The 13,351-nt window shown below is 73.1% G+C and carries 10 protein-coding genes; 4 read left to right on the top strand and 6 right to left on the bottom strand.

The features are described from left to right. Window positions 1-291 precede the first annotated feature (291 nt). Genes ACFQ79_RS28915 through ACFQ79_RS28905 form a run of 3 tightly spaced genes read right to left on the bottom strand, consistent with a single transcriptional unit; the run spans window position 292 to window position 4,183 of the window. On the bottom strand, window positions 292-2,691 hold the full coding sequence (locus ACFQ79_RS28915) for a xanthine dehydrogenase family protein molybdopterin-binding subunit (RefSeq protein ID WP_383588981.1): 2,400 nt from the start codon (window positions 2,689-2,691) through the stop codon (window positions 292-294). Window positions 2,692-2,693: 2 nt separating this feature from the next. After that, complete coding sequence (locus ACFQ79_RS28910) at window positions 2,694-3,290, bottom strand: (2Fe-2S)-binding protein (RefSeq protein WP_055601528.1); 597 nt, start codon at window positions 3,288-3,290, stop codon at window positions 2,694-2,696. 2 nt (window positions 3,291-3,292) lie between these two features. Then, a complete protein-coding gene (locus tag ACFQ79_RS28905) occupies window positions 3,293-4,183 on the bottom strand; it encodes a xanthine dehydrogenase family protein subunit M (RefSeq protein WP_209497449.1) in 891 nt (296 codons plus the stop codon). Between the two features lie 308 nt (window positions 4,184-4,491). Here ACFQ79_RS28905 and ACFQ79_RS28900 point away from each other — a divergent pair, with 308 nt between their 5' ends. Both ACFQ79_RS28900 and ACFQ79_RS28895 read left to right on the top strand, forming a co-directional pair. Beyond that, window positions 4,492-6,189, top strand: a complete 1,698-nt coding sequence (locus ACFQ79_RS28900; RefSeq protein ID WP_383588979.1) for a PucR family transcriptional regulator — start codon at window positions 4,492-4,494, stop codon at window positions 6,187-6,189. 304 nt (window positions 6,190-6,493) lie between these two features. Beyond that, window positions 6,494-7,282 carry a hypothetical protein gene (locus ACFQ79_RS28895; protein WP_383588977.1) on the top strand — a complete coding sequence of 263 codons (789 nt, stop codon included), beginning with the start codon at window positions 6,494-6,496 and terminating at the stop codon, window positions 7,280-7,282. A gap of 59 nt (window positions 7,283-7,341) precedes the next feature. Here the strand turns inward: ACFQ79_RS28895 and ACFQ79_RS28890 are convergent, their stop codons facing one another. The 3 genes from ACFQ79_RS28890 to ACFQ79_RS28880 form a co-directional block, all read right to left on the bottom strand. After that, complete coding sequence (locus ACFQ79_RS28890) at window positions 7,342-9,018, bottom strand: WD40 repeat domain-containing protein (RefSeq protein WP_383588975.1); 1,677 nt, start codon at window positions 9,016-9,018, stop codon at window positions 7,342-7,344. Window positions 9,019-9,141: 123 nt separating this feature from the next. Beyond that, on the bottom strand, window positions 9,142-9,783 hold the full coding sequence (locus ACFQ79_RS28885) for a hypothetical protein (RefSeq protein WP_383588974.1): 642 nt from the start codon (window positions 9,781-9,783) through the stop codon (window positions 9,142-9,144). Between the two features lie 62 nt (window positions 9,784-9,845). Beyond that, window positions 9,846-10,817 (bottom strand): FCD domain-containing protein, encoded by a 972-nt coding sequence (locus ACFQ79_RS28880; protein WP_383588972.1) that lies wholly within the window; start codon window positions 10,815-10,817, stop codon window positions 9,846-9,848. A 194-nt stretch (window positions 10,818-11,011) separates the two neighbouring features. Here ACFQ79_RS28880 and ACFQ79_RS28875 point away from each other — a divergent pair, with 194 nt between their 5' ends. Further along, the gene (locus tag ACFQ79_RS28875; protein ID WP_383588970.1) at window positions 11,012-11,878 is read left to right on the top strand and encodes a (2Fe-2S)-binding protein; all 867 of its coding nucleotides are present in this window, start codon (window positions 11,012-11,014) and stop codon (window positions 11,876-11,878) included. Window positions 11,879-12,082: 204 nt separating this feature from the next. Further along, a complete protein-coding gene (locus ACFQ79_RS28870; RefSeq protein ID WP_383588969.1) occupies window positions 12,083-13,207 on the top strand; it encodes a DUF2637 domain-containing protein in 1,125 nt (374 codons plus the stop codon). The last annotated feature ends 144 nt before the right edge of the window (window positions 13,208-13,351 follow it).

Raw genomic sequence — 13,351 nt, 5'->3', positions numbered from 1 at the left:
CCTACTCCCAAGGTTCAAAGGGGCACCCGCGTCAGACTTCGAAGGACATCTGATCTGCTGAAGTTGCGGGATTTGGGATGCTGCGTGGGCTGCACGACCCGGGGGACGGCCCGAGACGAACGGAATGAATCGGTACTGCGGTACTGCGGTACTGCGGGGTGCTGCCGGTGTTGCTGGTACTGCGGTTACCACGGGGTGTCGCTGGTACTGCGGGTACTGCGGGGTTACTCCGGGCGGTACGGGCTGGGGAAGTGTGACGTTCCCTGGGAGGCACGTACCGCCCGGAGAGTCCTAGAGGGTGCCGGTGAGCGCCTCGGGGCGGACCGGCGTCTTGTTGAGCTCCAGGCCCGTCGCGGCCCGGATCGCCGCGAGGACGGCCGGGGTGGACGACAGGGTCGGGGCCTCGCCGATGCCCCGCACGCCGTACGGCGCGTTGGGGTCGGCCAGCTCGAGGTAGTCGACCGGGATGGTCGGCGTGTCGAGGATGGTCGGGATCAGGTAGTCCGTGAAGGAGGGGTTGCGCACCTTCGCGGTCTTCGGGTCGACGATGATCTCCTCCATCACCGCGACGCCCAGGCCCTGGGTGGTGCCACCCTGGATCTGGCCGACCACGGAGAGCGGGTTGAGCGCCTTGCCGACGTCCTGCGCGCAGGCCAGTTCGATGACCTTGACCAGGCCGAGCTCGGTGTCGACCTCCACCACCGCGCGGTGCGCGGCGAAGGCGTACTGGACGTGACCGTCGCCCTGGCCCGTGACGAGGTCGAAGGCCTGGGTGGGGCGGTGCCGCCACTCCTCCTCGACCTCCACGGCCTGGCCCTCGAGGACGTCCGCGATGGTGGCGAGGACATCGCCGCCGTCGGTGACGACCTTGCCGCCCTCCAGGAGGAGTTCGGCGTTGGCCCAGGCCGGGTGGTACGAACCGAACTTGCGCCGGCCGATCTCCAGGACCTTCTCGCGGACGATCCCGCAGGAGTTCTTGATGGCGCCGCCGGTCATGTACGTCTGACGGCCCGCGGAGGTCGAACCGGCCGAGCCCACCTGCGTGTCGGCGGGGTGGATGGTGACCTGCTGGACACCGAGCTCGGTACGGGCGATCTGCGCGTGGATGGTGACGCCGCCCTGGCCGACCTCCGCCATGGCGGTGTGGACCGTGGCGACGGCCTCGCCGTTGATGACCTCCATGCGGATCTTGGCGGTCGAGTAGTCGTCGAAGCCCTCGGAGAAGCCGACGTTCTTGATGCCGACGGCGTAGCCGACGCCCCGGACGACACCCTCGCCGTGCGTGGTGTTGGAGAGGCCGCCCGGAAGGGCGCGGACGTCCGCGTCCTCGCCGGCCGCGAGCCACTGCTGCTCCGGCGGCATCGGGCGGGCCTTGACGATGCGCAGGAGCTCGGCGACCGGGGCCGGCGAGTCCACGACCTGGCCGGTCGGCATGATCGTGCCCTGCTCCATGGCGTTGAGCTGGCGCAGTTCCACCGGGTCCATGCCCAGCTTCGCCGCGAGCTTGTCCATCTGGGCCTCGTACGCGAAGCAGGCCTGGACCGCGCCGAAGCCGCGCATCGCGCCGCAGGGCGGGTTGTTGGTGTAGAGGCCGATCGCCTCGATCTCGACGTCCTCGATGACGTACGGGCCGACCGAGAGGGACGAGGCGTTGCCGACGACCGATGCCGTGGACGAGGCGTAGGCGCCGCCGTCGAGCACGATCTTGCACTTCATGTGCGTGAGCTTGCCGTCCTTGGTGGCACCGTGCTCGTACCAGAGCTTCGCCGGGTGCCGGTGGACGTGCCCGAAGAAGGACTCGTACCGGTTGTAGACCATCTTGACCGGCTTGCCGGTGCGCAGCGCGAGGATGGACGCGAGGATCTGCATCGAGATGTCCTCGCGGCCGCCGAACGCGCCGCCGACGCCGGCCATCGTCATGCGGACCTTCTCCTCGGGCAGGCCGAGGCAGGGGGCGATCTGCTTGAGGTCCGAGTGCAGCCACTGGGTGGCGACGTACAGGTCGACGCCGCCGTCCTCGGACGGCACGGCGAGGCCGGACTCCGGGCCGAGGAAGGCCTGGTCCTGCATGCCGAAGGTGTACTCGCCGGTGACGATGACGTCGGCCCGCTTGGCGGCCTCGGTCGCGTTGCCGCGGATGATCGGCTGGCGGTGCACGATGTTCGGGTGCGGGACGTGACCGGAGTGGTGGTCGTCGCGGTTCTCGTGGACCAGGATCGCGTCCGGAGCGGTGGCCGAGGCCTCGTCCGTGATGACCGGGAGCTCCCGGTACTCGATCTTGATCTTCGCGGCGGCGCGGCGGGCGGTCTCCGGGTGGTCGGCGGCTACGAGGGCGACCGGCTCACCGTGGTGACGGACCTTGCCGTAGGCGAGGACCGGGGTGTCCTGGAACTCCATGCCGTAGTTCTTCGCGGCGGGCAGGTCCTCGTGGGTCAGGACGGCGTAGACGCCGTCCATCACGAGGGCCTCGGTCGTGTCGATGGACACGATCTCGGCGTGCGCCACGGTGGAGCGCAGGATCTGGCCCCACAGCATGTCCTCGTGCCACATGTCCGAGGAGTACGCGAACTCGCCGGTGACCTTGAGGGTGCCGTCGGGGCGCAGCGTCGACTCGCCGATGCCGCCCTTGACGTGGTTCTGCGTGACGTCGGTGGGCGTGCCCACCGGAGTCGTGCGGGTGTTCTGAGCCATCGTCAGACCGCCTCTCCCTGACGCTCCTGGCGAGCGGCCGCGAGGCGGACCGCGTCGAGGATCTTCTCGTAACCGGTGCAGCGGCAGAGGTTGCCGGAGAGCGCCTCGCGGATGTCCGCGTCCGTCGGGGACGGGTTGCGCTCCAGCATCTCGTCGGCCGCGACCAGCAGACCGGGGGTGCAGAAACCGCACTGGACCGCGCCGGCGTCGATGAACGCCTGCTGGATCGGGGACAGTTCGACGCCCTCGCCGGTCTGCGAGTCCTGACCGGGCTTGGCTTCCCACTTCTTGGCGGCGTCGAGCGAGGTGCCGCAGGCGCCGGAGGCGCAACCGGCGTGCTCGGAACGCTCCTTGGCGAACTCGGCGAGGCCTTCGACGGTGACGACCTCGCGGCCCTCGACCTGACCGGCCGCGACGAGGCAGGAACACACCGGCACTCCGTCGAGGCGGACCGTGCAGGAACCGCACTCGCCCTGCTCGCAGGCGTTCTTGGAGCCGGGCAGGCCCATCCGCTCACGCAGGACGTAGAGGAGGGACTCGCCCTCCCAGACGTCGTCGGCTTCCTGCGGACGTCCGTTGACCGTGAAATTGACGCGCATGGTTATGCAGCTCCCTCAAGCGTGCGGCCGGTGCCGCGGTACTGCTCCCAGGTCCAGCCGAGCTGGCGGCGGGCCATGATGCCGACGGCGTGACGGCGGTACTTGGCGGTGCCTCGGACATCGTCGATCGGGTTGGCGGCGCCCGAGCAGAGGTCGGCGAACTGCTTCGCGATCGACGGGGTGATGATCTTGCCGTTGTCCCAGAAGCCACCCTCCTCCAGAGCCGCGTTCAGGAAGGCCTCGGCCTCCTTGGCGCGGATCGGGGTCGGCGCGGCGGAGCCGATGCCGGTCCGCACGGTCCGGGTCTCCGGGTGCAGGGCCAGGCCGAAGGCGCAGACCGCGATGACCATCGCGTTGCGGGTGCCGACCTTGGAGTACTGCTGGGGGCCGTCCGCCTTCTTGATGTGGACGGTCTTGATGAGCTCGTCGGGCTGCAGCGCGTTGCGCTTCACGCCCGTGTAGAACTCGTCGATCGGGATGAACCGGCTGCCGCGCACCGACTCGACCTCGACCTCGGCGCCCGCGGCGAGCAGGGCCGGGTGGGCGTCGCCGGCGGGCGACGCGGTGCCGAGGTTGCCCCCGACGCCGCCGCGGTTGCGGATCTGCGGGGAGGCGACCGTGTGCGACGCGAGCGCCAGGCCCGGCAGCTCGGCCCGCAGGTTCTCCATGATCTGGGTGTACGGAACGGCGGCGCCGAGGCGGACGTTCTCCTCGCCGACCTCCCACTCACGCAGCAGCTCGATGCGGTTCAGGTCCAGGAGGTACTCGGGCCGCCGGTGGTCGAAATTGATCTCGACCATGACGTCCGTGCCACCCGAAAGGGGCACGGCCGTGGGGTGCTCTGCCTTGGCGGCGAGCGCCTCCTCCCAGCTGGCGGGGCGAAGGAAGTCCATGGTGGCTCTCTTCTAGTGATTCTGGTGATCGGGGGTCGTGCGCAGGGTTCCGGGGGGACGGCCGGTCCTCGACTTCACGTTCATGTGCTGTTAACGCGGTGTGTGGCCTAGTACACAAGCCGACGCTCGCCCGGGTGCAGTCACCGAAAACATGAAGGAGTTGGCTGGGTCCCGTCGTCGTCTTGTAGATTCGAACGAAAGGCGGGGAACAGTTACCTCGCCGTTTTCCCCTGGAAACGGTGGCCCCACGCCACCGTCGACAACGCGACAACCCCACCACCCACTGACGAAGGAACGGCGGCGACACGATGCGGCTGCGCGCACTGCTGGAGAACGACGCGCTCGGGCTGCGCCTGCTCGGCGGCGAGGACGAGCTGGACCGCACCGTCCGCGGCGTGATGACGACGGACCTCAAGGACCCCAGCCGGTACCTGTCCGGCGGCGAGCTGGTGCTGACCGGCCTCGCCTGGCTGCGGGACCCGGCCGACGCCGAGCCCTTCGTCCGGATCCTGGCCTCGGCCGGGGTCGCCGCCCTGGCGGCGGGCGAGGCGGAGCTGGGCGACATCCCCGACGATCTCGTAGAGGCGTGTTCACGCCATCGTCTGCCGCTGTTCGCGGTGAACGAGACCGTTGCGTTCGCGACGATCACCGAACACGTTGTTCGACAGGTCTCCGGCGAGCGGGCGGGCGACCTGGCGGCCGTCGTCGACCGGCACCGGCGGCTCATGACCTCGGGACCGGCGGGCGGCGGACCCGAGGTGGTCCTCGACCTGCTCGGCTCCGACCTGGACCTGCGGGCCTGGGTCCTCTCCCCCACCGGCCGCCAGATCGCGGGTGCGGGCGAGCCCCTCCCGGCCCCGCTCGCCGCCACGCTCGCCGGTGAGCACCTGGCCGCCACCCGGACCGGACGGCGCGGCCCGCACCGGCTGAGCACGGGCGGAACGGCGTACTCCCTCTTTCCGATCCGCAACACCGGCCGGGGCGCCGCCCCCGCCTCCCGCGATGTGCGCGAGACGGTCCTCTCGGACTGGCTGCTCGCCGTCGAGGCGGACGCCGGGGACTGGCCGGCCGCCCGGCTCGACCTGCTCCAGGGCGTCACCCAGCTGATCGCCGTCGAGCGGGACCGGCGCGACGCGGCCCGTACGGTACGGCGCCGGCTCGCCCAGGAGGTCCTCGAGCTGGTGCAGACGGGCGCCGCGCCCGCCGAGATCGCGGCCAGGCTGCGGGTGGCCGCCCCGGTGCTGCTGCCGGGTCTCGGCACGGCCCCGCACTGGCAGGTGGTGGTCGCCAGGGTCGAGTGGGAGCAGGAGGCCGGCCAGAGCCCCGCCGTGGACGCCGGTCCGGTCGCCCAGGCGCTCCTGGAGGAGATCCTCGTCGACCCGGCGACCGTGGGCGCCGAGTCCGCCGACCGGATCGCGGTGGCGCACAGCGGCGACGAGGCCATCGCGCTGGTCCCGCTGGCCGCGGGTCCGCTGCCGGACAGCGAGGACGACGGCCCGGCCACCGCACTGGGCCTGCACGCGGACGCGCTGCTCGCGGCCGTACGCGCTCCGCTGTCGGCCGGTCTGGCCGACGACGGGCGGCTCACCCTCGGTGTCAGCGCCGCCGTGCACTCGGCTGAGGGCCTGCGCGGGGCCCTGGAGGAGGCCCGGCACGCCCGCCGGGTCGCCGCGGCCCGTCCGGGCCGGGTCTGCGCCGCCGGCCACCACGAGCTGGCCTCGCACGTGCTGCTGCTGCCGTTCGTCCCGGACGACGTCCGGCGCGCGTTCACGGCCCGGCTGCTCGACCCGCTGCGCGACTACGACCGCCGGCACCGCGCGGAGCTGATCCCGACCCTCGAGGCCTTCCTGGACTGCGACGGCTCCTGGACCCGCTGTGCGACCCGGCTCCACCTGCACGTGAACACGCTGCGGTACCGGGTGGGCCGGATCGAGCAGCTCACGGGCCGTGATCTGTCCCGTCTCGAGGACAAGCTCGACTTCTTCCTCGCCCTTCGGATGAGCTGATCGGATGACCCCGGGGGTCCCACGCGGATTCACCCCTTCGGGCGAGTCCGACGGAGTGACGTCCGGGCCGGTGGGGGCCTGTCGGCCGGGTCGGCCGGCGGGCCCCGCCGGGGCCTGATCACGGGCCCGGCGGCCGTCCGACGCCGTTTCGGCCAGGGTCCGGACAGCGGTACACCGATCCGCCGGACTCTTGTGAAATCTTTCACCTGACCCCTTGGCCAGGTACTCCCCTTCGTGCTGAGATGCGGGTCTCACTCAACAGCTCAATGGCGCGCTCGGGGAGGGCAATGTGGCGGATACCGCCATGTCTGGTTCCGAATCAAGGGGCGGCGGAGATCCGTCCCTCGCCTACGGCAAGGAGACTCCCGTGGAGACCGCCATATGGCGGCTCCGCTCCCGGGGTTGCTGGACGGACGCGGCCGCGCTCCTCGCGCCCCACGCGACCGAACCGGCCGCCGCACTCGAACGGGCCGCGCTGCTGATCGAGCGCTGCCTCTACACGGAACAGGGCTGGGCCGACGCGGAGGAGGCGCTCCGGGCGGCCGAGGCGGTGGCCGGCACCGACGAGGAGCGCGGGGCCGCCGCCTGCGAACGCGGCTATCTGGCCTACGCGTCGACACTTCTGGGGGTACGCGACCGGGCCGACGAGGCGCGGATGGCGCTGGGCCGGGCGGCCGCCCTCATCGCCCCGTCCGACGAGGGCCGGCCGCTGCTCGACCTGCGACGCGGGCTCATCGCGCAGAACCTCGGCGACTCCCCGCAGGCGGCCCGCGCCGCGTACCGCAGGGCGCATGCCGGGGCCACCGCGCAGGGCGACTCGCTTCTGCTGTCCTCCACTTGGCGGCACCTCGCCGGACTCGCACTGAGGGAAGGGGAGTTGGCGGAGGCCCGGCACGGCTTCGCCGAATCGCTGCGCATCCGGGAGGAGTTGGGCTATCTGGTCGGTACGGCCCCGGCTCTCACCGCCCTCGCCACCACGGAGACCGAACCGGAGGCGGGGCGGCTGCGCGCCGAGGCGCGCCGGCTCTTCCGCCTCCTGGGTGGCGTGCCGACCTGGCTCGCGAGCCAGCTGACACCGCAGCCGGCCACCTGAAGTCCCTTTCGTCGAGAGGCTGGTGACGCCCCTTCGGAAACGCCCTCAGGAAGGGCCCCTCAGGGCGTCGGGCGCTTCGGCGCGAGACACACCAGGCTCTCGTCGGTGCCGATGAGCAGGGAGCCGGCGCCGGTGACGGCGACCGCGCGGACCGGGGGGCCCGGTCGGAACGAGAGCGTGGGGCCGCCCTCCGGACGGTGGAGTTCGACGAGGCCGTCGCCCCAGGCGACGGCGACCAGCGGACCGTGCGGTGTCTCCGTCGCATGCAGGGAGACCACCGGCGAGGGCCGTTCGGCGAGGGGCTCGGGGCGCGGATCGCGGCCCGGGGTCCAGAGCCGGACGGTCCCGTCGACGCCGCCGGAGCAGACGAACGGGGTCTCGGAGTCCACCGCCGCGACCGCCGTGACCCGGCCGCTGTGCGAGGCGGCCTGGTGCAGGCCCCGCAGACCGAAGGCGTGCACCGAGCCGAGCCGGTCCCCCACCACGACCGAGCCCGCGATCGCCGCGAGGGCCGTTCCCGGGTGACGGGCCAGGGTCGCGGAGACGGCCTCCGTGAGGCGCTCCAGATACGGGGCCCGCGGCGTCGTCCCCCGTACGGTGTGCAGCCGGCCCCGGTCGTCCAGGAGCAGCACGGTGCCGTCGGGCGCGGGAGCGAGTGCGGCGACCCGGCCGGGCACGGTGTGGGCGAGTCGGCCGGCCGGGCTCGCGTCGGCCTCGTGGAGCAGCCGCACGGCGCCGGTGCGGTCGCCGACGAGCAGCGTCCCCTCCAACGGGCCGCCCGCCGCGCCGAGAACGGTGACGGGACCCGGCCAGGGCGGGGTCAGATCGCCGCGGTGCCGGGCCCAGCGGAGCCGCCAGGGCGAGCCCTCCGCGAGTTCGGCGAGCGCCGGGCGCAGCCGGGGGTCGGCGCCGTCGCCGAGCGCCGAGAGCAGCACCAACGCCCGTTCCGTGGCGGCCTGTTCACGGCAGAGCGACTGACCGGCCCGCATCCAGGCGGCCCGCAGACCGCCGTGGTCCCCGGCGGCGTTCTCACCGGGGCGGGCGGGCGCCTCGGGGCCGTCGAGCGTGCCCGGGAGTCCGGCGGCGGCTGCCCCCGTGACGTACGCCGTGGTGACGAGCAGCGGGTCGGCCGTGCAGACGGCCACCGGGTCGGAGAGGTCCGGCAGCGGCCGGGCCTGCTCGGGGGCGCCGGGGCCGGGGGTGCCGTCGTCTCCGTCGAGGTCCACGACGGCGACCCGCCGGTCGGTGCGCAGGGCGGCGGGGGCCGGGGTGCCGCTGCGGGCCTCGACCACGAGACGGACCCGGCCGACGCCGGCGAGCTCGGCGATCAGATCGGTGAGCGCGGCGGGTTCGGCGGCGGCGTGCAGATCGGTGAGGAGGAGGACGGCCCGGCCGGCGGGCCGGGCCTCGCTGGTGGCGAGGGCGTGCACGAGGTCGCCGGGCGACCGGGCGACCACGCCGAGGCGGTCGGCGATCGTCCAGGTCGCGCCGAGGGCGCTCTGGCCGGCCAGCGGGACGAGCACCCGGGCCGTGCGGCGGCGCGGCCGGCCCGCCCGCGGGCCGTGCTTGGCGAACCAGCCGAGCAGAGCCGTCTTGCCGCTGCCGGGGGCGCCGGTGACGAGACAGAGCCGCGGCGCCTCGGGATCGGTGAGCCAGCCGAGCAGGGCGGTGGCCTCGGTCTCCGTACCGGTGACGGGTCGGCCTCCGTCCGCCGGGGACGGGGTCGCGGACGGCATGGGGCACCTCACGGGCGACGCGGTACGGGCGGCTGTCGCCCTTGACCTTAATGGGCGCGGGCCCCGGGGACCGCCCCGTCGCGGGGACGGCCTTCGGGGAGCTTCCGCGGGTTCTCGGGACGGTCAGGCGTCGGGGTCGCCGCCCCCCGCGACGACCTTGAGCCGGCCGATCTGGACCTGGGCGGCGCCTTCGGCCTGCTCGGGTCCGAACCGGTAGGTGCTCACGTAGGACACCACGGTGCCGATGCGCATGTAGACACCGACGTAGTCGTCCCGCTCGAAGGCGAACGTCTCGTCGGCCCCGGTATCGGCCTTCACCGGTGTGAAGACGCCGGCCTCGCCCTTCGACGACTTCCGCGCCTTCTCCACCGCCTTGAGCACGGCGGTCGCCTCAGCCTCCGAACCGAAGGTGTAGAGCGTGAAGGTGGCCCCCTCGTCCGAGGAGGAGCCGGCCAGGACCAGGTCCTTGATGCTCGCGGCCTTCACCCCGGCGCAGTCCACGTCCTCCAGCTTGTCGGCACAGAACTTCGCGGCCTCGGCCTCCGGGACCAGCTCGGGGTCGCCTCCGGTGAACGTGCCGTTGTTGAAGTCGGACGACACCGGGAGGGCGTTGACGAGCCCGGTCGCGTCCAGCGTGGTCGGCCGGAACGCCTCCTTGCCGCCCACGGCCCCCGTGACCGGGTCGGTGCCCTCGCCGTCCCCGCATCCCGTGAGTGCGACGACCATGGCCGCCGCGACGGCGATCCCTCGTACGCCCGTCCTCATCCTGACTCCCCCTGTGGCTCTGCCGGTTGACATGATCGTCAACCTTAGCGGGCCCCGGGTGGTCAGGCGTTCGAGCCGGTGAAGTGTTCGCGGACGAGGGATTCGACGACCGGGAGGTCCTGGGCGATCAGGGCGTCGAGGAGGGCGGTGTGCTCGGCGGCGTCGGCGACGAGCACACCGTGGCGGACGACGGGCGCGCTGATCAGGGGCCACTGGGAGCGGCGGTGGAGGTCGTCGGCGACGGCGAGCAGCTGCTCGTTCCCCGCGAGGGAGAGGACAGCGCGGTGGAAGGCCCGGTCGGCCTCGGCGTAGTGGGCGCGGTCGCCCCGGGCCGCGGCGGTCGAGCTCGCCTCGGCGAGCGGGCGGAGCTCGGCCCAGCGGGCGGCCGGGACCGTGCGGGCGAGCCGCAGCATGACGGGGACCTCGATGAGCGCGCGGACCTCGGCGAGTTCGGCGAGCTCGCGCGGGGTCCGCTCGGTGACGCGGAAGCCGCGGTTCGGCACGACCTCGACGGCGCCCTCCACGGCGAGGCGCTGCATGGCCTCGCGGACCGGGGTGGCCGAGACGCCGAACCGCTCGCCGAGGGCGGGAGCGGAGTACACCTCGCCGGGGACGAGTTCCCCTCCGACGAGGGCGGTGCGGAGCGCGTCGAGGATCTGGCCCCGGACGGAGTGCCGTACGACACGGGGCGCGGGGACGGGAGCGCGGACGGGGCCGGGAACCGGGGCGACGCCGGGCGCGGGGGCGACGCCGGGGGCGTGCGGCTCACCGTGGGTGTGCTCACCCCGGGCGGACTCGGCGCGCCCGGCCCCGGCACGGGAGGACTCGGTACGCGGGGACGCGGACTCCGCGCGCGCGGGCTCGGCGGCGCGGGTGCGTCCCGTGCCGAGGGTCTGCTCGGCGCCGCCCGGAGGCCGGCCGGCGCCACGAGCCTGCTCCGGCACCCGTACGGCCTCCTCCGCGTCCCGGGCGGCGTCGCCGGAGGGCGGGGACGGCCTCTCCGTCGCCCGCTCGCGCGCTGCGCCCTGCTCCACCCGGGTCCTCCTGCGGCCTCGTGCCGGGCCCGGCTCGCGTCGCGCGGGTCCTCTGTGCACCATAGGCGAACGGACCGGCATCAGGGGTGTGAGGGCTGCCTCGCTGGTCGGGGGCCTCCGGCCGGTGGTGAGAGGCGACTCCGAATCGGGTAAGGTAAGGCTAACCTGCCAACGCTCGCGATTCGGTGGTCCGCATGACCGTCCCCGCCCTGTTGCCCGCCTCTCCGACCTCGCCCGTCGCGGCCGCCTACGCCCGGCTCGCCGAGGTCTTCCCCCATCTCCGGATAGAGGAACACGTCCACGGCGAGCGGCTGCCGCGCGGCGCGGGCTGGGTCGGCGCGGACGAGCTCGCGGCCGGCGGCCCCGACCTCGACGCCTTCCTCGCCTGGGACAACGCGCAGGTGCTGCGCGACTACGGCACCCAGGCCCGCCCCGACGTCGTCGCCAGCTTCGGACTGCACCGGTACGCCTGGCCCGCCTGTCTGCTCGTCACCGTCCCCTGGTTCCTGGACCGCAGGGTCCCGCGGCTGCCCGCGCAGAACGTGTCGTTCCAGCGGGCGCTCGGGCGGATGGCCGTCCGGGTCGAGCAGTTCGCCTGCCTGCCCGGCGACCCCGCGGCATCCCTCCCCGGCGCCCGGGTGGTCCCCGACGAGGACGCGCTGCGGGCCGAGGTGCGCGCCTCGCTCGCCGAGCACTTCGAGGCGATCCTCGACGGCTTCGGCTCCCGGATGCGGCGCGGCCGCCGCGCCCTGTGGGGGATGGCCACGGACGAGATCGTCGAGGGCCTCTGGTACGTCGGCGCGCTGTTCGGCGAGGAGCGGCGGGCGATGGACGAGCTCGACCTCCTGATGCCGGGCACGGTCAAGCCGTACAAGCCCTACGCGGGCGCGGCGGGCTTCCGCGAACTGCCCGGCACCGAGGGGCCGGACGGCGCCCCGCGCGCCACGCGCGACCGGGCGACCTGCTGCTTCTTCTACACGCTGCGCCCCGAGGACACCTGCATCACCTGTCCCCGTACGTGCGACGCCGAGCGGGTCCGTCGACTCACGGCGACCGCCTGAGGCTCCCGAGTGATTACGCCACCCGGACGGGTGGCGTAAATCGAACTCGACTCCCCTTCCTTGTATGGGCGTTCGACCAGATCGCACCTATTCGTATGTCGTGGCGCCCCGATGGCGTGCTCTTGCCCGGAAACCCCTTGAGCACCCCACGGGGTCGGCCAGTATGGGCCGCCAAACGCCCTACTGCGATGCAAGGGACACCGCATGAGACTGACCGACATATCGCTGGACTGGCTGCTTCCGGGTGGCGTCATGGTGGCCGGAGTCCTGACGGCGGTGGCGGTGCTCGCGCGCGGGAAGCGCGCCGGTGACCAGGCCGCGGCCGAGGACTCCTGGGAACGCAGCGAGGAGCGCCGCAGACGCAAGGAAGCCGTGTACGGCACCGCTTCCTACGTCCTCCTCTTCTGCTGTGCCGCGGTCGCCGCGGCCCTGTCCTTCCACGGGCTCGTCGGCTTCGGCCGGCAGAACCTCAACCTCACCGGGGGCTGGGAGTACCTCGTCCCCTTCGGCCTCGACGGCGCCGCCATGTTCTGCTCGGTGCTCGCGGTCCGCGAGGCCAGCCACGGCGACGCGGCCCTCGGCTCGCGGCTGCTCGTCTGGCTGTTCGCGGGCGCGGCGGCCTGGTTCAACTGGGTGCACGCACCGCGCGGTCTGGGCCACGACGGGGCGCCGCAGTTCTTCGCGGGCATGTCCCTCTCGGCGGCGGTCCTCTTCGACCGGGCGCTCAAGCAGACCCGCAGAGCCGCGCTGCGCGAGCAGGGCCTGGTGCCCCGCCCGCTGCCGCAGATCCGGATCGTGCGGTGGATGAGGGCGCCCCGGGAGACGTTCGCCGCCTGGTCGCTGATGCTGCTGGAGGGCGTACGGACCCTGGACGAGGCCGTCGACGAGGTGCGCGAGGACCGACGGGAGAAGGAGCAGAACCGGATCCGCCGGCGCGACCAGGTCAAGCTCGACCGGGCACGGCTGAAGGCGATCAACCGCCAGCACCGCGCCTTCGGGCTCGGCCGCGGTGGCGGCCGTCAGGTGGAGATGGCGGCGCTCAACGGCACCTCGGGCTCAGGTCCCGGCCCGGGTCCGGGGTCCGGCAGCGGCTCGGGTTCCGGTTCCGCGTCGGCGTCCGTGCAGGCCGCCGTCGCGGAACCGGCCATAGCGGATCCGGGACAACTGCCGCTTCGACCCCGGCCCTCCCTGCAAGCCGTCAGAGGACGTGACCTTCCCACGGGCGACTCCCGGACGGTGGACCTCACCGCGGAGGACGACACCCAGACGCTGCCCCGTCTCGACTCCCTGGAGCGCAAGCTCAAGGACCTGGAGCAGCAGTTCGGCTGAGCCGAACGGTCCGTCCACCGCACACCGGCGGGGGCGCCGCGGAGGCGGGCCCCCCGGGGAGTTCGGACCACACCCGGCTCATATAAAAAAAAGACGCGGCCCACCACGCGTAGAGTGTGTTTATAGGGGGGGGGCGGGTCATTA

This window comes from Streptomyces sp. NPDC056480 (assembly GCF_042795405.1).
In the GTDB taxonomy this organism is placed as follows: Bacteria; Actinomycetota; Actinomycetes; order Streptomycetales; family Streptomycetaceae; genus Streptomyces.
This window is presented reverse-complemented; position numbering and strand designations above follow the sequence as displayed.

Bases quoted from the DNA above. Each gene is read 5' to 3' on its own strand.
- ACFQ79_RS28915 (WP_383588981.1), bottom strand. From the start codon at position 2,691: ATGGCTCAGAACACCCGCACGACTCCGGTGGGCACGCCCACCGACGTC.
- ACFQ79_RS28910 (WP_055601528.1), bottom strand. From the start codon at position 3,290: ATGCGCGTCAATTTCACGGTCAACGGACGTCCGCAGGAAGCCGACGAC.
- ACFQ79_RS28905 (WP_209497449.1), bottom strand. From the start codon at position 4,183: ATGGACTTCCTTCGCCCCGCCAGCTGGGAGGAGGCGCTCGCCGCCAAG.
- ACFQ79_RS28900 (WP_383588979.1), top strand. From the start codon at position 4,492: ATGCGGCTGCGCGCACTGCTGGAGAACGACGCGCTCGGGCTGCGCCTG.
- ACFQ79_RS28895 (WP_383588977.1), top strand. From the start codon at position 6,494: ATGTCTGGTTCCGAATCAAGGGGCGGCGGAGATCCGTCCCTCGCCTAC.
- ACFQ79_RS28890 (WP_383588975.1), bottom strand. From the start codon at position 9,018: ATGCCGTCCGCGACCCCGTCCCCGGCGGACGGAGGCCGACCCGTCACC.
- ACFQ79_RS28885 (WP_383588974.1), bottom strand. From the start codon at position 9,783: ATGAGGACGGGCGTACGAGGGATCGCCGTCGCGGCGGCCATGGTCGTC.
- ACFQ79_RS28875 (WP_383588970.1), top strand. From the start codon at position 11,012: ATGACCGTCCCCGCCCTGTTGCCCGCCTCTCCGACCTCGCCCGTCGCG.
- ACFQ79_RS28870 (WP_383588969.1), top strand. From the start codon at position 12,083: ATGAGACTGACCGACATATCGCTGGACTGGCTGCTTCCGGGTGGCGTC.